Source organism: Sphingomonas sp. GW821-FHT10F09, assembly GCF_058809195.1.
The window spans coordinates 476,649-500,829 of sequence record NZ_JBXASI010000002.1 but is presented as its reverse complement, the minus strand read 5'-3'; the positions used below and the strand labels follow the sequence as shown (position 1 = coordinate 500,829).

24 protein-coding genes are annotated in these 24,181 nt (G+C 61.9%); 10 read left to right on the top strand and 14 right to left on the bottom strand.

Annotation, left to right across the window (positions count from 1 at the left end; translation table 11 throughout):
* Positions 1-168 precede the first annotated feature (168 nt).
* From AC1RTO_RS10430 to AC1RTO_RS10420, 3 genes are all read left to right on the top strand, one after another.
* Positions 169-1,317, top strand: coding sequence for a DUF3182 family protein (locus tag AC1RTO_RS10430; protein ID WP_493160799.1), 1,149 nt, complete (start codon positions 169-171; stop codon positions 1,315-1,317).
* Positions 1,314-2,072, top strand: a complete 759-nt coding sequence (locus tag AC1RTO_RS10425) for an alpha/beta hydrolase family protein (protein ID WP_493160798.1) — start codon at positions 1,314-1,316, stop codon at positions 2,070-2,072. The genes AC1RTO_RS10430 and AC1RTO_RS10425 overlap by 4 nt, the downstream gene beginning before the upstream one ends.
* Before the next feature lie 118 nt (positions 2,073-2,190).
* On the top strand, positions 2,191-3,546 hold the full coding sequence (locus AC1RTO_RS10420; RefSeq protein ID WP_493160797.1) for a dihydrolipoyl dehydrogenase: 1,356 nt from the start codon (positions 2,191-2,193) through the stop codon (positions 3,544-3,546).
* 204 nt (positions 3,547-3,750) lie between these two features.
* Here the strand turns inward: AC1RTO_RS10420 and AC1RTO_RS10415 are convergent, their stop codons facing one another.
* From AC1RTO_RS10415 to AC1RTO_RS10400, 4 genes are all read right to left on the bottom strand, one after another.
* Positions 3,751-4,644, bottom strand: a complete 894-nt coding sequence (locus AC1RTO_RS10415; protein ID WP_493160796.1) for an SDR family oxidoreductase — start codon at positions 4,642-4,644, stop codon at positions 3,751-3,753.
* A 28-nt stretch (positions 4,645-4,672) separates the two neighbouring features.
* Positions 4,673-6,493 (bottom strand): glycoside hydrolase family 15 protein, encoded by a 1,821-nt coding sequence (locus tag AC1RTO_RS10410; RefSeq protein WP_493160835.1) that lies wholly within the window; start codon positions 6,491-6,493, stop codon positions 4,673-4,675.
* A 5-nt stretch (positions 6,494-6,498) separates the two neighbouring features.
* Positions 6,499-7,500 carry an SDR family oxidoreductase gene (locus AC1RTO_RS10405; protein WP_493160795.1) on the bottom strand — a complete coding sequence of 334 codons (1,002 nt, stop codon included), beginning with the start codon at positions 7,498-7,500 and terminating at the stop codon, positions 6,499-6,501.
* 342 nt (positions 7,501-7,842) lie between these two features.
* On the bottom strand, positions 7,843-8,442 hold the full coding sequence (locus AC1RTO_RS10400; protein ID WP_493160794.1) for a Dps family protein: 600 nt from the start codon (positions 8,440-8,442) through the stop codon (positions 7,843-7,845).
* A 225-nt stretch (positions 8,443-8,667) separates the two neighbouring features.
* Here AC1RTO_RS10400 and AC1RTO_RS10395 point away from each other — a divergent pair, with 225 nt between their 5' ends.
* The 3 genes from AC1RTO_RS10395 to AC1RTO_RS10385 are packed head-to-tail and all read left to right on the top strand — an operon-like array spanning position 8,668 to position 12,363.
* The gene (locus AC1RTO_RS10395) at positions 8,668-10,014 is read left to right on the top strand and encodes an alpha/beta fold hydrolase (protein ID WP_493160793.1); all 1,347 of its coding nucleotides are present in this window, start codon (positions 8,668-8,670) and stop codon (positions 10,012-10,014) included.
* Positions 10,011-11,549 (top strand): GMC family oxidoreductase, encoded by a 1,539-nt coding sequence (locus AC1RTO_RS10390; RefSeq protein ID WP_493160792.1) that lies wholly within the window; start codon positions 10,011-10,013, stop codon positions 11,547-11,549. The genes AC1RTO_RS10395 and AC1RTO_RS10390 overlap by 4 nt, the downstream gene beginning before the upstream one ends.
* Before the next feature lie 10 nt (positions 11,550-11,559).
* Positions 11,560-12,363, top strand: a complete 804-nt coding sequence (locus tag AC1RTO_RS10385) for an SDR family NAD(P)-dependent oxidoreductase (RefSeq protein WP_493160791.1) — start codon at positions 11,560-11,562, stop codon at positions 12,361-12,363.
* A gap of 477 nt (positions 12,364-12,840) precedes the next feature.
* On the opposite strand, the gene AC1RTO_RS10380 is transcribed toward AC1RTO_RS10385, so the two are convergent.
* The 3 genes from AC1RTO_RS10380 to AC1RTO_RS10370 all read right to left on the bottom strand — a co-directional run bounded on the left by AC1RTO_RS10380 (position 12,841) and on the right by AC1RTO_RS10370 (position 16,385).
* On the bottom strand, positions 12,841-13,596 hold the full coding sequence (locus AC1RTO_RS10380; RefSeq protein ID WP_493160790.1) for a DUF2971 domain-containing protein: 756 nt from the start codon (positions 13,594-13,596) through the stop codon (positions 12,841-12,843).
* A 280-nt stretch (positions 13,597-13,876) separates the two neighbouring features.
* A complete protein-coding gene (locus AC1RTO_RS10375) occupies positions 13,877-14,824 on the bottom strand; it encodes a hypothetical protein (RefSeq protein WP_493160789.1) in 948 nt (315 codons plus the stop codon).
* A 268-nt stretch (positions 14,825-15,092) separates the two neighbouring features.
* Positions 15,093-16,385 carry a M16 family metallopeptidase gene (locus AC1RTO_RS10370; protein WP_493160788.1) on the bottom strand — a complete coding sequence of 431 codons (1,293 nt, stop codon included), beginning with the start codon at positions 16,383-16,385 and terminating at the stop codon, positions 15,093-15,095.
* 817 nt (positions 16,386-17,202) lie between these two features.
* Between AC1RTO_RS10370 and AC1RTO_RS10365 the strand changes: the two genes are divergently transcribed.
* Positions 17,203-17,523, top strand: coding sequence for a cupin domain-containing protein (locus AC1RTO_RS10365; protein WP_493160787.1), 321 nt, complete (start codon positions 17,203-17,205; stop codon positions 17,521-17,523).
* 445 nt (positions 17,524-17,968) lie between these two features.
* On the opposite strand, the gene AC1RTO_RS10360 is transcribed toward AC1RTO_RS10365, so the two are convergent.
* From AC1RTO_RS10360 to AC1RTO_RS10335, 6 genes are all read right to left on the bottom strand, one after another.
* Positions 17,969-18,598 (bottom strand): SOS response-associated peptidase family protein, encoded by a 630-nt coding sequence (locus AC1RTO_RS10360; protein WP_493160786.1) that lies wholly within the window; start codon positions 18,596-18,598, stop codon positions 17,969-17,971.
* Positions 18,598-18,822 (bottom strand): hypothetical protein, encoded by a 225-nt coding sequence (locus tag AC1RTO_RS10355; RefSeq protein WP_293873212.1) that lies wholly within the window; start codon positions 18,820-18,822, stop codon positions 18,598-18,600. The genes AC1RTO_RS10360 and AC1RTO_RS10355 overlap by 1 nt, the downstream gene beginning before the upstream one ends.
* The gene (locus tag AC1RTO_RS10350; protein WP_493160785.1) at positions 18,819-19,049 is read right to left on the bottom strand and encodes a hypothetical protein; all 231 of its coding nucleotides are present in this window, start codon (positions 19,047-19,049) and stop codon (positions 18,819-18,821) included. The genes AC1RTO_RS10355 and AC1RTO_RS10350 overlap by 4 nt, the downstream gene beginning before the upstream one ends.
* Before the next feature lie 42 nt (positions 19,050-19,091).
* Positions 19,092-19,373, bottom strand: a complete 282-nt coding sequence (locus AC1RTO_RS10345) for an excalibur calcium-binding domain-containing protein (protein WP_493160834.1) — start codon at positions 19,371-19,373, stop codon at positions 19,092-19,094.
* A 388-nt stretch (positions 19,374-19,761) separates the two neighbouring features.
* Positions 19,762-21,036, bottom strand: a complete 1,275-nt coding sequence (locus tag AC1RTO_RS10340) for a Y-family DNA polymerase (RefSeq protein ID WP_493160784.1) — start codon at positions 21,034-21,036, stop codon at positions 19,762-19,764.
* The gene (locus tag AC1RTO_RS10335) at positions 21,033-21,482 is read right to left on the bottom strand and encodes a LexA family protein (protein WP_493160783.1); all 450 of its coding nucleotides are present in this window, start codon (positions 21,480-21,482) and stop codon (positions 21,033-21,035) included. The genes AC1RTO_RS10340 and AC1RTO_RS10335 overlap by 4 nt, the downstream gene beginning before the upstream one ends.
* Before the next feature lie 222 nt (positions 21,483-21,704).
* Between AC1RTO_RS10335 and AC1RTO_RS10330 the strand changes: the two genes are divergently transcribed.
* Complete coding sequence (locus tag AC1RTO_RS10330; protein ID WP_493160782.1) at positions 21,705-22,745, top strand: cache domain-containing protein; 1,041 nt, start codon at positions 21,705-21,707, stop codon at positions 22,743-22,745.
* A 248-nt stretch (positions 22,746-22,993) separates the two neighbouring features.
* Positions 22,994-23,194 carry a hypothetical protein gene (locus tag AC1RTO_RS10325; RefSeq protein ID WP_493160781.1) on the top strand — a complete coding sequence of 67 codons (201 nt, stop codon included), beginning with the start codon at positions 22,994-22,996 and terminating at the stop codon, positions 23,192-23,194.
* Positions 23,195-23,257: 63 nt separating this feature from the next.
* Here AC1RTO_RS10325 and AC1RTO_RS10320 read toward each other — a convergent pair whose 3' ends face one another.
* Positions 23,258-23,503, bottom strand: coding sequence for a hypothetical protein (locus AC1RTO_RS10320; RefSeq protein ID WP_493160780.1), 246 nt, complete (start codon positions 23,501-23,503; stop codon positions 23,258-23,260).
* 51 nt (positions 23,504-23,554) lie between these two features.
* Here AC1RTO_RS10320 and AC1RTO_RS10315 point away from each other — a divergent pair, with 51 nt between their 5' ends.
* Positions 23,555-24,073, top strand: coding sequence for an HIRAN domain-containing protein (locus tag AC1RTO_RS10315; RefSeq protein WP_493160779.1), 519 nt, complete (start codon positions 23,555-23,557; stop codon positions 24,071-24,073).
* The last annotated feature ends 108 nt before the right edge of the window (positions 24,074-24,181 follow it).

Below are 24,181 nucleotides of genomic sequence, written 5' to 3'. Positions count from 1 at the left end.
TCGACGCGCGACAAGGTCGACGCCCGACGCTTCTTTGTTCCGGCCAACCGGCGCGCAATCACAGCAATGCAGATCGATCATAAATATTAAGCGGTTGTAATCGCGGACCATGAACAAGCCGCCTGAATGGACGTTCATCCGGTATAACCCAAGATAAGGCTTGCCGGTATGCTCGACACGATCTCCGTCGTCGCTGAACCATCGTGTTCGCCCGCCGCCTTGGGCCATGTGCTGCCGCGATATGGCGGAGTCGCCGCGCTCGTCGATCCTGGCCGCCCCTGGGGTCACGAGCATGATCGGTCATCGCGCGATCGGCTGCTCGAACGGATCGCCGCCTATCTCGACACGGACCATCTTCCCGCCAGCGAGGGCGACGCATCGGCATATGGGGTGCTGCTTGTGCCGGGCGACACGCTCGACCAGTCGCAGAGCCGCTACACCACAGAGGGTGTCGAGATATTGGGTGGCGTCGTCCCAGCCATGTTCATCGGCACCAAGGCGATCACGCATCCACTGGTCGACGACGAGGCGGATCGCCCCGCCGCCTGGTCGAGCGTCATGGCCGACATGATGGGCGACGCCGCGCTGACCGGTTTCACCGCGTTCAGCTTCCGTGACGCCGCACGGGCCGGCCGCCTGCTTCTCGCCGACGGCCCCGTCAGGCTGAAGGACGTCTGCGGCAAGGCGGGCCTCGGCCAGACGGTCGTGAATGACGTAACGTCGCTCGATGAAATGCTGATGCAGGAAGATGCCGCGGCATTGGCGCAGTGCGGAATCGTCCTGGAAGCCAATTTGACCGATGTGATCACCTACAGCGTCGGATTGGTGCAGCTGGGCGAGGACAGCATCAGTTATTGGGGCAGCCAGACCCTCACCGTCGATCATCAGGGTCGCGAGGTCTATGGCGGCTCCGACCTGTGCGCAGTCCGCGGCAGCTTCGACGCGCTTGCCGCGCTTGACCTGCCCGCCTCGGTTGTCCGCGCGATCGAATGCGCCGCCACGTTCGATCGTTCCGCGCACCTCGCTTATCCTGACATCCGACTGACGCGGCGCAATTACGACGTCATCGAGGGCACCGATCACGCAGGACTACGCCGTATCGGGGTCCTGGAACAATCCTGGCGCGTCGGCGGCGCGAGCGGTGCGGAGATCGCGGCGTTCGAGGCACTGCGGGACGAACCCGATACGACGTCGGTTCGATGCTCGACCGTCGAGGTCTATGACCTCGTCACTCCACCGGTGGGTGCGATCCTATATTATCAGGGCGACGACCCCGCCGTCGGCCCGATGACCAAATATGCGGTGAGGCTGGCGTGAGCGATCCGGCCAAGATAGATGAAGGCAAGGTATCGTTGCAGGTCGGCGGTCAAACGGTCGCGGGAACGCTGCTGAGCCCGGAGGCTCCGGTACCGGGTTTCCTGTTCATCCACGGCTGGGGTGGCGATCAGGCAGAAGACCTGGGCCATGCCGAAGAACTGGCGCGGCTCGGATGCATTTGCTTCACCTTCGACCTGCGCGGTCATGCCGAAAGCGGCGCAGACAAGGAGCGGATCACGCGGCAGGACAGCCTCGACGACGTGCTCGCCGCCTACGACTATCTGGCCGCCCAACCGCTGATCGATGGTGCTTCGATCGGCGTCGTCGGCACCAGCTACGGCGGTTATCTGGCGATGCTCTTAACGGCACTGCGTCCCGTGCGGTGGCTCGCGATGCGCGTTCCCGCGCTGTATCCCGACGAACATTGGGACACGCCGAAGGCAAAGCTCGATAAGCAGATCGTCCGGACGTATCGGCAGCAGCCGCATGGCGCGGGCGGTGACCGCGCGCTGACCGCCTGCGCCGAGTTCCGCGGTGACGTGCTCATCGTGGAGTCGGAAAGGGACGAACAAATCCCGCGTGAGGCGCTGCTGTCGATGCAGGCGGCGTTTCGGCAGGCGAACTCGCTCAGCCATCGGATCATACAGGGCGCGACGCACGCCATGCGCGATGTCCAGCATCAGCGGGTCTATTCCACGCTGCTGACCGGATGGATCGGAGAGATGGTCCGTGCGAGCCGGCTGACCTACCGTTGATCCATCGAAGCCGCGGCCTGCCAGGGATGGCGCACGCAAGCGTCCCTTCGTCCGCCGGACGACCGCCGCATCCGCAAGGCCTCATGCCAGTCCTGCCCACTTTCCTCGGAGAACGATATTGAACGAGCGCAATTGCGATGTGGCGATCATCGGGGCGGGCACTGCCGGACTGAAAGCCTATAAGGCCGCAGTCGCACGTGGCGGTGATGTGGTGATCGTGGAGCGTGGCGCCGGCGGCTCGACCTGTACCCGGGTCGGCTGCATGCCGTCCAAGTTGCTGCTCGCGGCGGGCCGGGTCGCGCATCAGGCCCGGAATGCTGCCGAATTCGGCATCATCACCGGCCCCGTCGTCGTGGACGCCGGAAAGCTATGGGAACGCGTCCGCCGCCAGCGCGATCGGTTCGTCGCCTCCGTGCTGGAGGAATATCACGCCATCCCCGCAGACTGCGTGGTTCACGGCAGCGCGCGGTTCGACGGCCCCGAAGCGATCGTCGCGGGCGAGATACGCATCACCGCTGCCAAGGGCATCATCGTCGCTACCGGCGGACATCCGATCATACCCGAGCCGCTCGGCCCCGTGGGCCACCTCGTCCACACGCACGAGACCATCTTCGAGCTGGACGGCTTGCCAAAGGCGATGGCGGTCCTAGGAGCTGGCCCGCTTGGGCTGGAACTCGCGCAGGCCTTCGCCCGCCTTGGCGTCGACATGACCGTCATCGATGACAGCGACTTGATCGGCGGACTGCACGATCCCACGACGAACAAAGCGGCGATCGAGGCCCTGTCGAAGGACATGACGCTTGTGCTTGGCGTCGAAGCTTCGGCGACGCTCGATGAGGATGGCAGGGCTCATCTCGGCTGGCCGGGGGGCTCGGTGACCGTAGATTGCATCCTTGCCGCAACCGGCCGCCCGCCCGCGCTGGAAGGCCTGGATCTCGAAAGCACCGGCCTGACGCTCGACGATCATGGCACGCCGCTGTTCGACCAAGCCACCAGACGATGCGGCGACAGCAATATCTTCCTTGCAGGAGATGCCACCGCTTGGCGCCCGGTCCTGCACGAAGCGGCACGAGGCGGACGCGTCGCGGGCGAGGTGGCCATGGGCGGCGGGGCGGCCAAGCCGCTTCCCGCCTTCGCCGTCGCCTTTACCGAGCCAAATCTGGTGGAGGTTGGCGCGCCTTTCGACGCACTCCCGGAGGACGCACAGCTTGGCGAAGCCGCAGTTGCCGACAACGGCAGGGCCGCAGCCGATGGCGACCACTTCGGAATCGTTCGCCTTTATGCCGATGTCGACGGCATGCTGCTCGGCGCATCGATCGTCTCGCCCGACGGCGAACACCTTGGCCATCTGGTCGCCTTGGCGATCGAACAGGGGATGGATGTGACAGCGTTCGAAGATCAGGCTTGGTATCATCCCACCTTGGAGGAACTCCTGCAAACTGCCGCACGGGACATGCTTCGGTCAAAAAGATGAGTTGACCTAGATGCGGTTATTCCAGCCCCCCTGCCCGCTTCCCCACTTCAGACATGCGTTCATGACGTCCTCGGGGCGGCATGAGTTGGCTTGAGGATCGGGATGCTGCAGATGATTTGAAGCGAGTTCTCCTCTTTTGGGACAAAGGGTGCCATATAATATTGAAGGCCCCGATCAGTATGGACAGACCGGGGCTTTTCATTGTCAGGCGACGCCAGCACCACCAGTGACGCCATACACCTCGCCACTAATGTAGCTGCCTTCCTGGCTCGCCAGCAGCACATAGACAGGCGCGATCTCGACAGGCTGACCCGGGCGGCCATACTGGCTTTCCGAACCGAACTTCATCACCGCTTCAGGCGGCTGACCACCAGATGCCTGGAGCGGCGTCCAGAACGGGCCAGGAGCCACGACATTGGCGCGGATGCCCTTCTCCAGGAGCTGCTTGGCGAGCGCCTTGGTGTAGGCGACGATCCCAGCCTTGGTCGTGGCGTAGTCGAGCAGGATCGTTGACGGCTCATAGGCCTGCACCGAGGCGGTGGTGATGACCGAGCCGCCTGCCGGCAGGTGCGGCACGGCCGCCTGTGCGATCCAGTGCATCGCGTAGAGGTTTGTCTTCATGGTCTTGTCGAAATCCTCCGACGTGACCTTCGAGATGTCCTCACGGTTCTGCTGCCGTCCGGCGTTGATGACGAGGATGTCGAGCCCGCCAAGCTTTTCGACAGCCTGCGCTACGAGTGTCTTGCACCACTCCTCGTCGGTGATGTCACCGGGCAGGTCGACGGCGGTGCGCCCCTCTGCCTCGATCAGCTGGATGACCTCGTCCGCGTCGTTCTTCTCGGACTCGAGATACGACAGGGCAACGTCGGCGCCCTCACGTGCGAACGCGATAGCAGCCGCACGACCGATGCCGCTGTCCGCGCCTGTGATGAGCGCCCTGCGCCCGGCAAGCTTGCCTGAACCCTTATAGCTCGTTTCGCCATGGTCGGGCACGGGATCCATCTTCGACGCTTCGCCGGGGACGGGCTGCGGCTGTCGCGGGAAAGGCGGCTGCGGGTACTGCGAGCGAGGATCCTGCATAGTCAGACGGTCGGTCATGCTTATCTCCATTGCGATAGAATCAGAGTCAGTTGCAGGCCGCTGCCTCGTCCAGGACGGACAGCGCCATGATGTGCGCTAGGTGGCTGAGACCCTGAGGAAGGTTGCCGAGGAACGCGCCACTCGCCGGATCGATCATCTCGGCAAGGATGCCGTGTCCGTGAGACAATGCTTTGTTCAACCTATCGAACCGCTGGCGCGCTTCAGGCCGTTGACCAAGTTCCGCCCGGGCCTCTACCATCCAGAAGGAACAGGCGAGGAAGCACCCTTCTTCCTTTTCCATGCCGGTATAGCGGTAGTGAAAAGCACCGCTACCGAGCTCAAGATCGATCGCATCCAACGTCGCCAGCAGGCGATCATGACCATCAAAGCCGAAGCGGACAGCAAGCGCCAGCGAGGCATCGAGCTTGTCGGTACCCGGGTACATGACGAAGGCCTGCTTCTTCTCCGACCAGCATTCGCCTTCGATCCAGTCCTTAATGCGGTCGCGTTCGCGCGACCAGCGTTCCCGGCACGTGGTCGGCAGCTGACCTTGGTCCGCCAATTCCACGGCGCGGGCCAGAGCCTGCCAGCAGCTGACTTTGGACATCGTGTAATGCTGCGCCTCCTCCAGTTCCCACATGCCTGCATCGGGCAGACGCCAACGATCAGCACATTCGTCGGCAAGGTGCGAAAGCAGTTCCGCACTCGCGGGGTCGAGTATGTTGCCGCAGCCAACGAAGCAGGCGGCCGTTTCGAAGATGTCGCCGTAGACGCCGTGCTGACTTTGGTCGGTAGCCTGATTGCCGGTACGGACTGGGGTTGATCCGCGATACCCTGGCATGGCCCATTCGGACACGCCGGGCACGACCTTGCCATCAAGCGTATAAACCACGCGTGTGCCGACGCTGCGAAGCTGATCAAGCAGCCAGCTGAACGCAGCCTTCGCCTCGGCTTCAAGGCCTGCCGTCAGGAACGCCTTGATCGTGTAGCCGGCATCCCTGATCCAGGCGTAGCGATAGTCATAATTCTTGGCACCGCCGATACCTTCCGGAATCGACGTTGTGGCTGCGGCCGCGATGGCGCCAGACGGCGAGTAGAGTAGCAGCTTCAGCGCCAGTGCACTGCGTAGAAATGCCTCGCGGTCTTCACCGGAGTAGGAGACATGCTCGCTCCAGTCTCGCCATTCTTGGTCCGATATGTCGATGCGTGCATCGATCTGCTCAATCGTTGGGGCCACCAGCGGCTCGTCACGTCCAGCCACGACCGCGACGGTCTGACGTTCGCCAGCAGCCACCGTTACTTCGCCCGTGATGCCTTCGTCGGCCCAGTCACAATGTACCGTGTCGCTGTGAACGAAGAGACCAAGGACGCGCTCGACATGGAAAACCGTATGGCCACCGATCTTCGAGTGGTACGGACTGACCATATCGCCTCGCCGACCGGGCTTCATAGTCAGGTTAAAGCGGACGGTTCCGTCCAGCCCATCGACCCGCCGCGCCAGCTCGGCCCATGGCAGACGCCCCGCCGTGCCACTGTTGAGAGACTCCGTCAGTTTGGCTCGCCCACTCGGCGTCGTAAAGATCGTCTCAAGTACGTTACTACCTGGGCGATACTGGCGCTCGACGGTGAAGGGGCGATCGGGCTGTAGCGTAAAGCACCCACCATTCTCGCCATCGAGTAATCGGTCGAACAATGGAGGCGAGTCCATGTTCGGCACGCACCACCAGTCGATCGATCCATCGGCACCGGAAAGTGCGACGGATCGGCCATCCCCAAGCGCGCCATATTGCTCAAGCGGCAGATAGCCGTCCTTGCGAACGCCGAGTTCGATACGCTCATGATGCTGCGGCAGCAGCCGCGCTAGCACCCCGGTCAACGAAGAAGACGCGGCAGCGCGCGTGACGCACCAACGCCCATTAAAGCCCCCGCACCCAGCAGACCACCCACTACGCCTACCTTCAGCATATCGCGCTGACGGCTCGTAAAGAACTCGCGGCGGCTGCCCTTCGCCCGGTTGGTACTATTTCCGTCGATCTGCGCCGGTCCCAGAACCGCCTCGTCAAGATTGCCAGCGCGATCGGGCATCGGATCGCCCTGCTGCTTGTCGAGCATTCCAGCTGCCTCACGATCGGAGAAGCCTGGTGCGACCGACTGCCCGAGCGCCATCATCAGTGTCGAACGCCCAACCCAGAACTCACGTTGAGGATCGTGCGCTGCGGTCCAAATCGCTTCGGCGCAAAGGCGCGGGTCGAAGAGTGGATCGGGAATGATTTGCTCACGGCCAGTGTGAGTGCGTGCCCAGCTCGTCTGCGGCGTATTAACACCGGGCAGATACACAACGCTGAGCGTAATCTTTGATTTGTCCGAGATCAGCTCCGAGCGCAGCGAGTCCGTAAAGCCGCCCACCGCAGCCTTCGCGCCACAATACGCGGCCTGCAAGGGGGCGGCCCGGATCGCAAGCCCGGACGACACCTGGATGATCGTACCCTGATCCCGCGCACGCATGTGACGCAGCGCGGCGAGCGTTCCGTAGACCTGCGACAGGTAGGTTGTGCCGGTGACGCGGGCATATTCGTCTGACGTTATGTCGTGCGCGCGAGCAACCACCGTCGACATGGCGTTGTTGACCCATGCGTCGATCGCGCCAAATTCGGCGACCACCTTATAGGCGGCCTCGTCGACGGCTTTCGCATCGGCAACGTCGACTGAGATCGCCAGCACTTTACCGCCATGCTGCTCAAGCATCGTCTTGGCTTCGCCGAGACGTGCCAGATCCCTTGCGATGATCGCCACCTGCCATCCGCTACGCGCGAAACGATCTGCAGTCGCGAGGCCGATGCCGGCGCTCGCGCCTGTTACCACAACCGTCTTCATAAGGTTTGTCTCATTCTTAATTAGAAGCTTGCTTGATCGCTAAACGCGTAATTGGCAAACTGGTCGCACCTTTTGCTTTGCTATCCAGTCAAAAAATGCGCTGACGTCGTTATTTTCGATCAATTGACCGAAAATGGCGCGTAACCGTCAAGTAATGGGACCGATGTGATTAGCGACTAGGTTAAGCTGCGAGTCAATAGGAACTCGGACGGTTGCCGCGACCCTCGTTCGGCCATTCCTGCGCTTCCTCGTTGCTCACACTCTGGATATCTGCTCGTCTCTAATCTCCCTTGTATGGGACGTGGCGCACACGGAGATTACGTGTGCGCCACCCGCTAAGGCTTATGCGTTGGGACGCACCAGCTCGGTTGCCGCAAGATGTTCCGCCAAGAACCAGACTTGCGGCTCGCCGGTGCGAATGATGTTGCTGACCAGCAGATCGTTCGTGCCGTCGTCGCCGGACTCGTCCGCGGCTTCCGCGCCTTCATGTGCCTGACGCAGGATGATTTCGTGCGCTTCAAGTAGACGCGCGAGCTGTGACGGAACATCTTCGCGTCCCTTGGGAGGGCGAGGAATGCGGGTCATCTCGGCCACGTCAGGCGCCATGGCGATGCTGATGCCGCCCAACGCCATGATCCGCTCCGCAATCATGTCGACCAGATCGGACTGCTCCTCGAAATGCTTATCAAGCAGTAGATGCAGTTGGTAGAAGGTCGCGCCGGACATTTGCCAATGGTGCTTCTTGTACAAGTCGCGCAGGGTGATCGTATCGACCAGAATCTGGTTCAGGATCTCCACGCTCTGGGCACGCGCATTATCTTCAAGCGCGATCGGCAGGTCTTTCAACGTACCGTACGGCTGGATTTCACGATAATCAACGGCGTAACGCGGCTGCGCTTCGTCCGTGGACGCGTTACTCGCTTTGGACGGCTTTTTGGCCATGAGGTTCAGCTCCGATATTGCATGAGGATCGTGCGTCCCCACAACAAGGGACCGGCCCGAAGGGTCCCGATGAGGGGAGCTGTGATCCTTTAAGGCTGGTCGCCGGAGGGCGGGGCCGGCGAGCGCATTGGAACGGTTTCCACCGTTCTTTCGGCAAAGGGTGCATGCCTTCGGAACTGACCTTCCTTTGCAACGTCGGGCATGCAGTTGACTTTGCGAGGCCTGATGACCGGACCAACGTTGGTGTTTCTTCACGCACTTGGCGCAAGCGCGAAAGAGTGGAAACCTGTTCTCCACTATCTACCAGGGCGTGATTGCGTCGCGCTCGACCTGCCAGGCTTTGGGGCGGCCGCACCATGCGGCTATCTGAACGTTGCTGCGGTGGCGGATTGGCTAGCGGACGAGATACGGTCTCGCGCCCTGTCTTCGTGCGTGCTCGTCGGCCATAGCATGGGAGGCAAGATCGCAACGCTTGTCGCTGCACGAGCCGCGCGGGGGGAGATCGGATTGTCCGCAATCCTCGGCGTCGTTCTGGTTGCCGCATCGCCCCCCTCGCCCGAACCTATGGACGAGAATCGTCGCGCCGAGATGATCGGCTGGTTCGCCAAAGAGCAGGCGTCACACGCCGAAGCCGCAACGTTCGTCGACGCCAACACCGCGGCACGATTGCCGCCCCCCTTGCGCGACGCGGCGATCGACGACGTACGGCGTTCGAGCCGCGAGGCGTGGCTCGGATGGCTGGAGCGCGGAAGTCGGGAGGATTGGAGCGCCGAGGCGGGTATTATCTCAATACCTGCCCTGATCCTCGCCGGCGCGGACGATGGCGATCTGGGTGAGGATGCCCAGCGTCGGCTTAACCTGCCGCATTACGTGACGGCCGATGTTCAGGTCGTGCAGGGGGCGGCACATCTTATCCCCTACGAACAGCCGCAGGCGCTCGCCGCATTGATCGAAGGCCATGTCGCGAACGTCACCCAAGCCGAATTGCCCGCCGATTTCGCGACGCTGCTCGGTTCCGATCGCGTCAGCCGCAGGACCCGCGCTGCCCTGCTGGACCGCCTGCGTCCTCCTGCCCCCGCTGCGATCTGGACGGCGGAAAACCGCACCACGGCAACGGCTCTGGTCGCGCAGATCCTACCCGATGCTGACGGCGCGGCCATTCTGGCGGATCGCATCCTGAGCGGCATCGCGGACGGAACCGGGGATGGCTGGCGCTTCGCGATACTGCCGCCCGACCGTGAAGCATGGCAGCGCGGGTTTGCGACGATGGCGGCCTATGGTTTCGCCTCCCTCGACCTCGGCGCGCAGACCCGCTTGCTCGAACGTGTGGCCGCCGGCGAGGTCGGCAACCGTGAGGATGAGGCACAGCTCTCTCCCGAACAGATGGCGTTGTGGTTCGAGGACGTGCGCGCCGAAACGGTGCGCATCTGGATGTCGCTGCCGGCGACGATGGCAGCGATCGGCTATGACGGCTTCGCGGTCGGTGGCGATGGTCGCCGCAAGCAGGGATACACGCGCACCGGCGCCGACGACTTGGAAGCCTGGCAACTGACGGTGGAGCGCGCCTCGTGACGTCGAAATATTACGGCGCGCATGAGGTCGTCGATGCCGTGGTGATCGGCACGGGCGCAGGTGGCGCACCGCTTATCTCCCGGCTTGCGCAGGCAGGCCTGTCGGTGGTGGCGCTGGAGGCGGGCCGACCGTTCCGCCCCGACGACCACGTCGCCGATGAGGTCGCCGCCGACATCTACTGGATGGAGGAGCGGCTGAGCGGCGGGGCGACCCCGACGGCGTTCGGCTCAAACAATTCGGGAATGGGCGTCGGCGGGTCGACCCTACACTGGGGCGCTTTCTGCCCCCGCCCCGATCCGCGCGACCTGCAACTGAAGACGATGACCGGCGAGGGTGCCGACTGGCCCATCGATCACGCCGAATTGATTCGCTACATCGCGGAGGTGGAGCAGTGTACCGGCGTATCCGGACCGGACGACTACCCATGGGACGCAACCCGTCGCTATGCCTATCCGCCGGTCGCGCGCAACGCCGCGGCTGACGCAATGGCCCGCGGCTGTGCGGCGGTCGGCATGACCGCCACCGATGCGCCTGCCGCCTTGGTTTCACGCGATCGGGACCAGCCGCACTGGGGGCAGCGTCAAGCCTGCGTCAACTGCGGCACCTGCCACCAGGGCTGTCGGACCGCGGCGAAGACCAGCATGGATACGACCTACCTGCCGCTTGCCGTCGCGCATGGGACCGAGATCCGCGCCGGGGCGCGCGTGGTGTCGTTCGAGTTCGACGGCAGCGGACGGATCAGCGCAGTCGTGTATCGACAGGACGGCGAGGAGCACCGCCAGCGTTGTTCGACGGTCTTCCTGTGCGCCGGCGGGGTCGAGACACCGCGGCTGTTGCTCAATCTCGGCATCGCCAATTCAAGCGGTCAGGTCGGCCGCAACTTCATGGCGCACGTCGCGACACAGATCTGGGGCCGGTTCGACGCCGACATGCGGATGAACCGCGGCTATCCTTCATCGCTGATCAGCGAGGACATGATGCGGCCCGGCGATGCGGGCTGCGCGGGCGGCTATCTCATCCAGAGCCTCGGCGTGCTGCCCGTCAACCTCGCCACCGGCCTTGCGCGTGGGGCCGGCATGTGGGGCGAGCGGCTTCAGGCCCTTCTTCGCGGGTACAATCAGATGGCGGGGATCGGGATCAACGGCGAGTGCCTGCCCCATGCCGACAACCGTCTGATGCTCGCCGACGAGGTCGACGCCTACGGCCACCGCAAGGCGCGGATCGACTTCAGCTATCACGCCAACGAGCAAGCGATCGACCGTCATGCGCGGCGCACGCTTACCCGGATCTGGGAGGCGGCCGGTGCGAGGGACATCGTCGCGGTCGACCGCTCCGCCCATACGATCGGCACATGTCGCATGGGGACGGATAGCGACGCCGCTGTGGTCGACCCCCACGGTCGCAGCTTCGATGTGCCAAATCTGCTGATCTGCGACAATTCCGTCTTTCCCAGCGCGCTGGCCGCCAATCCCGCACTGACCATCATGGCGTTGTCGCTGCGTACCGCCGACCGTTTTCTCGCATCCAAGCGTTGAGGAGTTCATCATGGATTTGGGTATCAAGAACCGCATCGCGCTTATCAGTGGCGCGGATTCCGGCATGGGACGGGAAACGGCACGCCTGCTGCTCGAGGCGGGGGTCCGCGTTGCGATCACCGATCGGCCCGATGGTACGCTGGACGAGGCGATCGCGGACCTTGACTCACTCGGCGAGGTCATCGCCGTCACGGGCGACGTGACCAATGCCGACGACGTGCGGTCGATCTGGGCGCAGGTGCGCGACAGGCTCGGCAACCCGGACATCTACGTCAACGCCGCAGGCGTGACGGGAGCGACGGGCGACTTCCTCGATGTCGACGATGCAGGCTGGCAGGATACGCTCGACATCAATTTGATGGGCGCGGTTCGGATGTGCCGGGAAGCCATTCCGGCAATGCGCGAGAATGGCTGGGGCCGGATCGTCTTGTTCGCCTCCGAAGATGCGGTCCAGCCCTACATCGACGAATTGGCCTATTGCGCATCCAAGGCAGGTATTCTCGCCCTCGCGAAGGGGCTGTCCAAGGCCTATGGCGGCGACAACGTACTGGTCAACACCGTTTCGCCCGCGTTCATCGCGACACCAATGACGGACACGATGATGCGCAAACGGGCGGAGGAACGCGGCGAGAGCTTCGATGAGGCGATCGCGAGTTTTCTCGAAGAGGAGCGGCCGGGCATGGTACTTAAGCGACGTGGGCGGGCCGAAGAGGTGGCCGCAGCGGTCGCTTTCCTGTGCTCCGAGCAGGCGAGTTTCATCAATGGCGCCGGCATCAGAGTCGATTCCGGTTCGGTCTCTACCATCGCCGGATAACGGTTAGCCGCGGTATCGTTCATACCGCGGCATTCATCGGCCGCTGTCGCAGTTGCCCGATCAGATAGCGGAGGCACTACCCGACGGTAGCGTCTGGCGTAGGCTTTTTGGCATTCGCGGACGTCGTGCTGTTTCACAACCGCACGGTGGTGACCCAACGCTGACAGCCAACGGCTCGCCACCTCGACCCACTTAACGACATTCGGAGGCGCTTTGCTTACTGCCACAAGCGGACGTTCGTTCACGTGGCTAGCTGACCGATGCACGATGCCGCTGAGAACCCGCCGACCGTCCACCCGAGGCCTGCCGTCGCTTTTGGGAAGACCGGACGCAGCCGCTCCATCTGCTCGTCGCTTAACTAAAACAGGTCGCTTATCTCGGTCTCGCCGAGCCTGAGTCAGATCACCACGCTCACATCAATGGCTGCTGACCCTGATAAATCGATCCCGGAATAGAATTGGATGACACGATCCACGATTAGTCGACCCGATCGACGTACAGCTTATATTCGCGCGCGTCGAAAGACGCCTGCTTAACCTCGATCGGTGCCTGACGCTGATCAATCAAGGCCCTGAGTTGAGCCACAAATTGCGGCTTCGCTGCAGCGCCAAGTATAATGGATGTGAGCGTTGAAGGCTCAAAGGAGACCAGGCCAGCGCCGACGCGAAAGTATCGCCACTCGTTCTCATATTGCCAGAATCTTGCCTTACACAGCAGAACGCGTTCGATCAGATCGCTGCGATCGGCCATCATTGGCCTGAATACAGGACGCGCTTCATCGTATCTAACCTTGGCCGCGGTTAGGAACGGTTTGACATCCGTCGCGAACTCGAGGCACACCCCGGTATGGTTCTCAGCGTAATGGCTCCACATCAGGATATCCGTCGGATCGGTGGTCAGTGCGATAATACCGAACTGGGAGATCGACTCGCGGAAGGTCGCTTCCGGACTCTCTTCCATTAGGCTGATGAAACCGTCACGCTCGATTTGCTTTGCAAGCGCGTGCTGGTTTTCTTCGGATATGGTTTGTCCAGTACGGGCGATCCGTAAGGCCATCCAGGCTCGCGCTTCGTCGTACGTGCCGGTCAGATCGATGTGTGGGTAGCAGTCGAACGGATCGTTGAACGTCGTCGGATCTGCTGCCCACATCTGATTAAGCAGCAGAATGTCTACCATCCGGCCTATGTCGGGCGTTCGGTACTTGTAAAGCCGAGAGGGGATTTGGGTGGCCATCTTTTACCTATAACACCGCCTCCTGCCAGAGGCAGGACCCAATTGCAGACATTCGGCGCGACATTGACGCGTCCTGATTTCTGCCATTCGTTCACTTTGGGAAAGGTGCCTCTTCCTCCGCAAAATTGAATGACCGAACGTCCGCCTTTTGTGGAGAGCTGAACAACCGCTTAGGGGAACGCCGGTGGCGGTAGCCGACATAGCGCGGCACCGTTTGTCTTGAAAACGATCGAATAACGGGAATGGCGGGGTCGGGAGCGCTTGAGACAGTCGGCAATGATTATGGTGTCTTTTCGAGCGGCATCCGACGATCCCATGCCGTGCGCTGATGTTCCTGCGCGGCTAAAGTTGGAACATTACTGGCCTTGCGAATTGCATCGGACAGTAGGCCGCGTTGATACGGCTCCTGTGTAAAATCTGTAGCTGGCCGGGTAAACTGCGTGCCGTATATTTGCGGGCGACCGCTGTACTGAAGATAGCGATCGAGGGTTGCCGCTCCAATCCACGTCGCGTCTGGGCGTCCGCGTGCAATAGCGATCATCGCCAGCGCGTGTGCCCTCATAAAGTCATCGGGCTTATCACCATGCTGAAAAACAAACGCTGCATGATAAAAGTCATCGCCACTCGACAATGACCCGCTATCTAGCAGTGCTTGCGTCTGTTCTCTCCGGGCACGATCGAAAAGGGAGACAACTTTCCAGTTGATGTGCGCCGGATCGAGGCGGTCGGCTTGATCAGCATCGAAAATGGCCGTCATAGCGGGGCTGGTCGATCGGACCATGTCAGGGACATACCCTCGATCAACCTGCCACGGACCTAACCCGGTCCGGGACGCCATCCGCGTCAATTTATATCGTGTCGAATTGAACGCTGCCCACTGCATGCTGGCGTGACCCGCCTCACTTACATGAATGATGATATGATCCGGCGCTCCCCCACGCCAAGGATTATCGAAGACAAGCTCGACGCCATCTTCGATGTTATGCGCCTCGCGAGAGCGTCGAACGGTAGTGTCAGCTTTGATATCGTTGAAGTACTCGCCATTAGTGTCGTACGCGCTTGGCTGCGTCCACGATCCGGCCCAACCATCGTGGCTCCGCGACACTTCGAAAAGCATTAGCGTAGAGCCTTGCGCCCGGAGCGCCCATATACCGGCAACCTCCGCTGCACATGCGGGTGTGACAGCGCCGATCAACATAGAAACGGCAATACAGAACCAGACGATCATTCTCATAGTGTAAATCTCGGGCGAGATATCATGGCCGTCAATATCAATGCATCGCTGCTATCTCGCTCGGTAAGACTGCTAATCACCGCTCTCGGCATCCTTCCATAAGCTGGTTCGGCCGGAAACGCCCGAGAGCGACTGAACGGCATTGCCGATTAGGAACGGTCTGCGAGACGGCCGGGCGTTCCCACGGGGATCGGGAAAAGAGAATGTGTCGGCCTTCTCGTAACCGCGAAACAACAGGTTTTGGGACAGCAGACTGATCGGGTCAGCGCACCTTGCAGACAGATGAGCCGATCGCTTCGTTTGCTGCCACTCGAACCGCCGACACCGGATCAGGAACCTTCGACAGTTCTGGTGCCTCAACCCTAAGGTGTTCGACACCGCTACCCCATTGTTGACGCCACCATTTGCTACCGGCGCGTGAGTCTACCCGAGGAAGCATGCTGCGGGCATAGCGAAGCAGGTCGTCGGGCGAGATCAAGGCTCGACCATCGGCAATTGCGTGCGACAAGTGCTTCGCCAGATCGACGTTCGCGACCTTCGGCATGTCTGCTGTACGACGGCTCAGATCAGCCATGAGGTCGCGCTTGGCGGCGTCCCACTCCTCCGCCGTAAAACCCGACGTAGCGAGGTCACATGTGACCTGTCGCAAACTCGTCACCGCCAGTTCCCAGCGGCCATCCGAGAAATTGTCCCAGAGCATGATCTGGCGCTGACCATGCTCACCATTGTCGATGAACATGCCCACTTTTCCGTGCGGGCTGTTTGCCTGAAGCGCGGAGAGGCGCAGGTTGATCGCGCGTGTAACCAGAAGGTCCATGAGATCATCGCGCGCCTGGTGGTTTTGTGATGATGGCGGGGTCAGCGCTGGCATCACGACCGTCATCAACGCCGTTCGACGCCCCTGCGGCAGCGTGGAGAAACTGATCGGCCGAATGCGACTGCGATCGAATAACGGAACGGGTACGGGGCGTGTTGCTGGATCCGCAGGCTGCCAGTCTCCGAAACGCTTTTCGATGATTGCCCTCATGACGTCGGGTTTCACGTTGCCGACGATGACGATCATCATGTTTTTGGGACGGTAGAGACGTTGATAAAGGGCGCGGATGGTGTCGACGCTCGCGACCGGCACATCGTCCGAGTTCTGCGCGTCGATCACGTCGTTCGGCGAGCCGGGTGCGATGGCGGCGATGTAGCTGGCGTAGATGTCGTTCCCGGCCTTTTTATCGGCCATTTCCCGCATGACTTCGCCGCGCGAGGCGTCGACTGCATCCGCGCGAAGGGTCATCCCCGTGGCGGCATCCCTGAACAGGGTCAGCAACACATCGATGTCATTTGGAGCCGTTGTCTTGGTCGAGAGATAGTAATTGGTCTCGCGCCATGACGTGGAGCCTGCATTCGGTGCCGGCAACGTCAGCTGGATGCCGATGCGCTTCAAATGATCCAAGTCGTCCGGGGCGGCGACCGTCGGACTATGAAACGCGATATGTTCGATCAGATGCGCCAGTCCTCGTTCGCCGGGCCGACGTTCGACGATGAAGCCGCCCTCGTTGCGCATAAGCAGCGCGACGCCAGGCTCCCGGCCTTGCCGTGGCAAGATCGCAAACCTCACGCCATTCGCAAGACGTCCGATCGAGGGAGTTCCCCAATCGGAAGCCGGTACGTCCTTGGGTTCTGCGCTGCCCCTACCAAGAGGGGATGCCCTATCTTGGGTGAGTCCGGGGGAAGAGAATGCGAGCACAGGAGCGAGGATCGAAAGTAGCACCGATTTGCCGTTGTTTCGCATGTACGCCTCTCGACTTGGCTGACCGTCTGCTTGGTGCCACCACCAGCACGCAGGATCATGAGTGTGCGTTCTTTGAGGCAGAATGGTGACTGGTACTTCGCGCACGCGACGCTGATCGACTTTCCCGTTTGGGAAGGTTTAGAGGGACAGCATCGGCGAGCTCGGGCTCCAGATGCCTCCCGATCCAGCCGTTTTCCCAAAACCTTTTCCCGATTGTATTTTCCCGAAACGGCCCGTCGGAGATGGAAAAACGGGACCGCCGCAAGAAGTTGAAACGGCTTGCTCCGGGATGCCGCGCCGATATGCTAACAGGGCAAACGACGGATCGGTCTTGCTCGTCAGTTTGAGACGGCGACGACCCACAAGTCGCCGTCCAGGCGGCTGACTGCGCTGCCCGGAAGCAGACGCTTGTTCAGCGGTGCAATTGCATCGATGGTTCAATGCCTCTCCTCCCCACCGCCATCGTTGACGCCGCCCAAGCGAGAGGAATCGCCGTGACGATATTCAACAAGGACATGATTCAGCTGACCACCAAGAACGAGCTTGGCAAAAGGAAGTGTACCGCGACGCCAAGGTCCAAATCGTTCTGATGAGTATCCCCGCCGGCGAGGAGATCGGCATGGAGACTCATTCTGCCGACCAGACTACCTTCATCGTCGAGGGCGAAGCGCAGGTGACGATCGACGGCAGCCATACCAAGGCCGGTCCCAACCACCTCGTGGTTGTTCCTAAGGGCGCTGAGCACAACATCGTCAACAAGGGCTCGTCGGCGCTCAAGCTTTACTCGGTTTACGCCCCACCCGCAGAGCCAGAAGGCGCCGCGTTCCGGACCAAAGAGGAGGCCGAGGAGGCGGAGAAAGGTCTGCTGAGCAAGCTAGCGGAAAAGGCCAAGGACGCCGTGTCAGGCTGATCGCGAGAACGTCGGCGTGCCGCTGTCGCCGCGCAGCCAAACCTCAGCGCGGCAGCGATATCTCACCGCCGACACCAATGCCGCGCAGCGGCTTCGTGCTGTGGGCGTGAGCAGACATCAAATTAAGCTGAGTTAGCCGTTAGCCCGAATGAATGCGCTGGGCCTGTAAGTTGATCCGCAGGCCACCAGCATTGAACTATCGCTGAGTTACGCCCTATTCTTGCACCATCGTACCGGCCAGTACTTGCGCTTTCGCAGCCGCGTGCCGCGGCCAAAGCTGTGCGGATGGCCTTGCCCGAAACTCTACCTCTTGGCTGACGTACCAAGGTGGGATTCCCGACCCGATCCGTCATGGCATGCCCGTTGCTCGCCACTGCCGGCATGGTCATGGTCGAACAACGCTCTGCCCGGTTGCTCGTCACTCCCGCCGGCAGGGCGACCATTATCAGTCGCTAGCCGTTCTCGTCGGAAACACCGGGCCGCGCACCGTCATTTTGTCGGCCGGGTAAGGCTGCTGGAGCGCCACCACGTCGTCGTAGCTGCCGCGGAGCCATCGATCCCAATCCGCCTCGTGCAGGATGGCGATCATCGCCTTCGGATGGATCGGCGTGACAAGCTCGTTCGGGTTACAGGTGACCATCGTGAACCCCGCCCCCTTCACAGTCTGCTGCCAGAACCCCGCGACAGCGAATACCGGCTGATCCGGCACGTCGAACCACATCTCGCCTTTGATGGGCGGGCCATCACCAACCTTGTGCTTGTCGGGCGTCCACTCGCAGAACTCGGTCAGCGGCACGAGGCACCGATTGTGCGGTTCGGCAGCCAGTCGCCGCCACTGGGGCAGGCTCAGGTTGCGGACGTTGGTCATCGGCCAGGCCGCGCCACCGCCGAGCACGTCCCACAGCATGAGGTCGACAGCACGCCGACCGTTCTCATCCCGAACGATGAACGCCTTGCTCTTCGGGAACAGCTCGACCGGGTCCTTGTTTGGCCGGACCACGTCCTGAGCCCAGCTGGCGCCGAAGCGCTCGAACAGCGTCTCTGGTTCACTCGACAGGCGGGCACGGTTACACATCAGGCATCGATCTCGTCATCCTCATCTGCGGAGGATGTCAGTCCCCGTGCGGCCAAAGCGTCCTTCAGCTGACGTTGGATAGTCGAGCCATTCAGATGACCATGGACACCGTCGTGCCCTTCGGCAGTGAGTTGCGTGCGAATGTCCGCGACGGAATGGCACGCGCCGGACCGAGCGAGTTGGAATGCCCGCTCGATCGTGCCGATCTCGTTGTCCTTGCTCATGCCCGGCCTACCTTGTCGATCTCGGTCAACAGCCTTGTGCGCTCGGCGTTTGCTTGCGCCTCCGCCTGCCGCTCTGCCTCGGCACGGTCGGCATATCCGTCTGCCAAGTCCTCATGCGCGGTACGCGCCATGCAGGCGGCGTCTTCGGCGGCGGCTCGCTCATCCGCTTCTCGCTGGCGCAGATATTCAATGTTATCCGATTCTTGAGTCGGTTCGCCGTTCGTCATGGGGAGCTTATGCGGAGGCCCGGCGAAAACGTCGAGCGCCGACTACTCGCACCCGACCCCATCGCCATCCCGATCGAGCTTGCGAGAATAGCCAGGCTGCCCCGATCGCACCGGCGCAGCGCCGGCGGCCCGCGCCGCAGCGCAATTGGCATAGTAGGAGGCACCACCGCCCCCTCCGGCGTAGGCATAGCTCGCGCCCGACCGGATGCGACGGGCTTTTGTCGAACCATAGTTTCGGCTGTAGCCGCCTCCGCGGCCCCGGCGGGCGTCAGCTTCTTCAGCGATTGCCACCGTGACGAAAATCGCCGCGGTCGCGGCCACCATCAAGTTCAGCACAACCGCCCCCTGCGATCATCGATTCGTTTGGTGAGTATTCCTGACCTGCCTGTCAGAGTCGACCGGCCAAACAGCGTCTGGTGCTACCTGTTGCGGGCTGGGCTTTTGCGCGCATCGCGCATGTTGCGCATTTCGGCGCCGATCACCGTCAGGTTGGCAGCAATAAAACCGGACATAGCGACGTAGAATGCCATCGTGCTTCTCCCTTCGCCAACATGGCTGCTTGCGATGGGTGTATCGTTGGTCGAGGAGAGGTTGACGCCGTGTGAGCAACGGGCCGCCGATCTGTGATCCTGCGGCGATCTGTGCATTCCCTGAGGTCATTATCGACGCTGCTGCGGTAATCGAGGGCGCGTAGACCAAGGGTGGGCAGAGTTCAGCTCGATGCCTTCACCGTCGGCACCTCGGCAATGCTGGTCGTCCATGCCGGCGAGCGGTTCTCCGAGCGCAGCTTCCATTCGCGCCTGAATCCCTGCGATGCCGTCACAGCGGTCCACTTACCGAACCTGCCGTTGATCTCGTCCAGGGCGCTCATCAACCGATCGCGCTTGCCCGTGTCGTCCTCGAACAACGTTCGTGGTCGCATGTCCGCGGCGACAAGGTCGTCGAGCATAATGCCCGCCTTCGTGTACGCGTAACCGTCTCGCCACGCCCGTTCAGCGCCACGACGGGCGGCGGCGATCAGCTCAAGGCTGTCATTCGTCATCGGGTGCAGGGTCACCGTGCGCGATCCTGCGTATTGCGGCCGGTCGGGCTTGTGACGGTTGGTGTGGAAGAAGGCGGTTAGCCTGGCGGCGACGAGGCCATGCTCCCGCAACTTCTCGCCAGCGCGCAGGGCATATTGGCTGAGCGCGCCCATCAGCCCGTCGAACGTGGTCACCGGTGTCCCGAAGGACCGCGTCACGGCCATGCCCTTGCGCTGGGGCGCGACCATCTCGACGGCGGCCGACGGGACACCGCGCAGCTCGGCGACAAGACGTTCGAGCACAACTGTGCCAACCGCGCGCGCCTGCTTCATCGGCATGTCGCGGAGTGTCCCGGCAGTGGTGATGCCGAGGTCCGTCAGCTTGCGGGCCGTGGCACCGCCAACGCCCCAGACATCCCCGACCGGGAAGGCATGCATCACCTCATGCCGGACGCCGTCGTCGCGGAGATCAGCCACCCCGTTGAAGCCGGGGCTCGTCTTGGCAGCCGCGTTGGCCAATTTCGCCAGCGTCTTGGTGTTCGCTATGCCCACACACGTCGGAATCGTCGTCCATCGGCGAACCTGATCCCGCATCTCGTGGGCATGTGCGACAAGATCGCGATCCTCGAAGCCGGCGAGGTCGAGGAAGGTCTCGTCGATCGAATAGATCTCGAAGTCGCGGGCGAACGCCTCGCAGGCGGCGATCACCCGACGCTGCATGTCGCCATAGAGCGTGTAGTTCGACGACAGGACCCGGATATGGTGCGCCTTCACCTTGTCGCGCAGATGATGGATCGGATCACCCATCTTGATGCCCAGCGCCTTCGCCTCGGCCGATCGAGCTATGGCGCAGCCGTCGTTATTGGAAAGAACGATCACCGGCACACCGACAAGGCTGGCGTCGAACGCCCGCTCGCAGGAGACATAGTAGTTGTTGCAGTCGATCAGCGCGATCGGCGTAGTCATGCCATCTTGCGGGCGACACCCACCACGACGCCCCAGATCTCGACATGCTCATCGACCAGGATGTGCGAATAGCCCTCTGCCTCAGGAATCAGCCAGTGCCGACCGTCCATGTGGCGCAGGCGCTTCAGCGTGCGGTCGCCATGCACCAGCGCCACGACGATGGCACCAGATCGCGGCGTCTTCGCGCGGTTCACGACGATGAGGTCACCGTCGTTAATCCCGGCGCCCGCCATCGACTGACCATCCACCCGCATGATGTAGCTGGCGGCAGGATGTTCCACCAACCAGGCGCCGAGGTCGATCGGCTCTTCCATGTCGTCCTGGGCAGGCGACGGAAAGCCGGCAGGCGTGCGGCACAGGAAGAACGGCACCTCGCGCGGCACCAGTTCGTACGGAATTTCGTGCAGCCGCAACGTGTTCATCTCGATTCCCTCGGTCGCGCGCATTGTAACGCTCCCAAGAACGAAAGAGGAACACGGAATCTGACGCGGTTCGTCGCATGATCGAATTTGTAGCTGTGAATGCGCTGCCGCTCTCGCTGAAGCTAAAGGGCCTTTACCGGAACCGTGGTACACGTGCCCCCGCCATTGGGATGGCGGTGCAGCGGATAGATAACCGTCGCTTAACCACCTAGACGGTATCAGAATGGACCTGTCGGAAAGTTGGTCATGCCGCGTCGTATTCGCTCTTTGTTACAATCGCTGAGCAACGAAGTGACGGCTCATGCGACCAAAGCGGAAACGATTGCCGGACAGACAAACCTACTGGCGCTGAATGCGACGATCGAGGCGGCGCGCGCCGGCGATGCCGGCAGGGGCTTTTCTGTCGTGGCGCAGGAAGTAAAAAATCTTGCTGGGCTGGCGAAGACATCTGCTTCAAGTTTCCGTGATGAAGTGCTCGCTTACCTTCAACATGGAACCATCATTGCAGACGAGCTTGCCCGCGACATCGAAGGTGGCCGGCTCGCCGATCTCGCACAATCTATTGCTGATACCCTCGCCCGCACCTTATACGACCGCTCAATCGACATAAGGATGCTAGCCACAGACTATTGCGTGTCCGAGGCCTTGATGCTCAATCACGCGTCGGAACGAGCCGAGGCAAGAGCTTTGAGCCGATTGCGCGCGCTCCTGCAGTGTTCCCCATATTTCCTGAACGCCTTTGTCGTGGATGCCGAAGGTGACGTCGCGGTGTGCGCGCATGACAATGCTGCCGTCCGAGCCGTGAACTTCAAGGGCTATGTGCAGTATCAGCGGGTCATGGCTGCGCCACCGCAGGTCGACTGGATGACCGATGAAGTCTGGAAAAACCCCTGGTCGAACGACAGAAAGGTGCTGGTATATGTAGCGCCGGTCCGCATGGACGGAGCTACAATCGGGGCGTGTTATCTGGAGTACGACTTTGAGGGCCAAGTCGCCGGCATGATGAAAGTCGTGAACCGCGCGGCGGGCAACGCGGTCGCTTCAATTATCGACTCGATAGGTCGGGTGGTCGCGACGACTGGCAAATATCAATACCACGAGCGCTATCCACACAGGATCGACGGGACCGTGGCGTCCGAATCCATGGATGGCCTGAACATCGCACACGCTGCAATAAAGGCAGAGTACGGCATCAGCGGACTCGATCTGCAATGTGTCATTGAAGAGCACGTCGCTACGGAACAAGAGATAGCTCAGACGTTGCTCGGGAGAGCCCGCGCCAGTTGACGACGAGAGGTATTGGGACTGCAGCACCCCGCACGATGGTCAAAGAAACGGGCGGGGTGCCGGCCACCGGAATGGTGGCAGTCAGCGTTTGCCAATATTGCGCATCAGCCTCCAATTCTAAAATCCTATCGAACGCATCGAGGGGATCGATCAATACGAGCTCACCCGTTTCGGACATGACGTGATCGTCATTTGACGTGGTGCAGACGGAAACGCAGCATTGATCAGCCCGATCTCCGGGCGGGAGGATGTCGATGCGCAAACTTCTATTCGCCGCGGCCAGCGTGGGCCTGCTGGCGACCGCCACACCGTCGATTGCCGCACCGTGCAAGGACGCGAAAGGCAAGTTCATCAAATGCCCGCCCAAGGCGCCGATGAAAGCGACGCGGTGCAAGGCCGCCAATGGGAAGTTCGCCAAGTGCGGCACGCCCGGCGCCAAGCCGATCTGAATCCCAAGATACGGATGGTCCACGGTTCGCGCGGATCAGCCGTTCGCAGGAGATGAGCTGGACCTAGCTCTTGGCGGTGAGTGGCACCGAAGCACGAGCTGGGGGCCGCGACGCGCTCTGTTCGCCACGGTCGACCTGTGCAGCCTGCCGCGTGTCGTATAGCCGACGTAGGATCATTGCGAGATCGCGCTCAGTCAGCTGCGACGCCGGATCGATCACTGCGCCTTCAGGCAGCGGTTCGACGAACGCCGCTAACCGATTGCAGGCCGCACCAAGGTCGGGATCGAAGGTGTCATCGAAGGCAGCCATCGATTGAATTTATGCCTTATGCTAACGTTTGCAAGATCATAGATCGTTGGCATGCAGGAACTTACCCTTGCCGTCGTTGGGATCGACTTCCCGAACGCGGACGGCAGCAATCGCCGATCCGAAGCGATGATGACGCTGCCCGGCGAGCCGATCGAGTTGATCCCTGAGCCGAAAAACAAGCACGATAGCAACGCTATCGCGGTGATGAGCCCGCGTGGCGTGCAACTTGGCTACATCAAGGCCGAGAGGGCGCCGTACATCGGCGGGCGTATGTCCCGCGGTGAGGATGTCGAGGCGATCTTTCAGGCGCTCGATGGCGGGTCGGCATTCATCCGGGTTCGGTTTGGGGGTGGCGCGCCGACGTTGCCGCCGCCGTTGGACAAGCCGCCTTCACCCCCCGCGGCCACCACGGCCACAGCGGCGATCGGAGCCGTACGACCCGCATGCATTCTGTCCGGACGAGGACGGCCCGGAATGGGGGGCGTGATGATGCCGTCAGGCGTGAAGGGCGGGCGCCACGTTCACTCGGCGAGATCATTCTGTCGTCGCATTGCCAGTCTGCGCGGATGAACAAGAGGCGGTTGGCGAAGAGTCACCTCCTGGAATTGTCCAGTTTATGGGCTTACGCGCCCCCTTCCCGCTCGGGGTGAAGACCCAAATGCGGTCATTCGCGGCTTG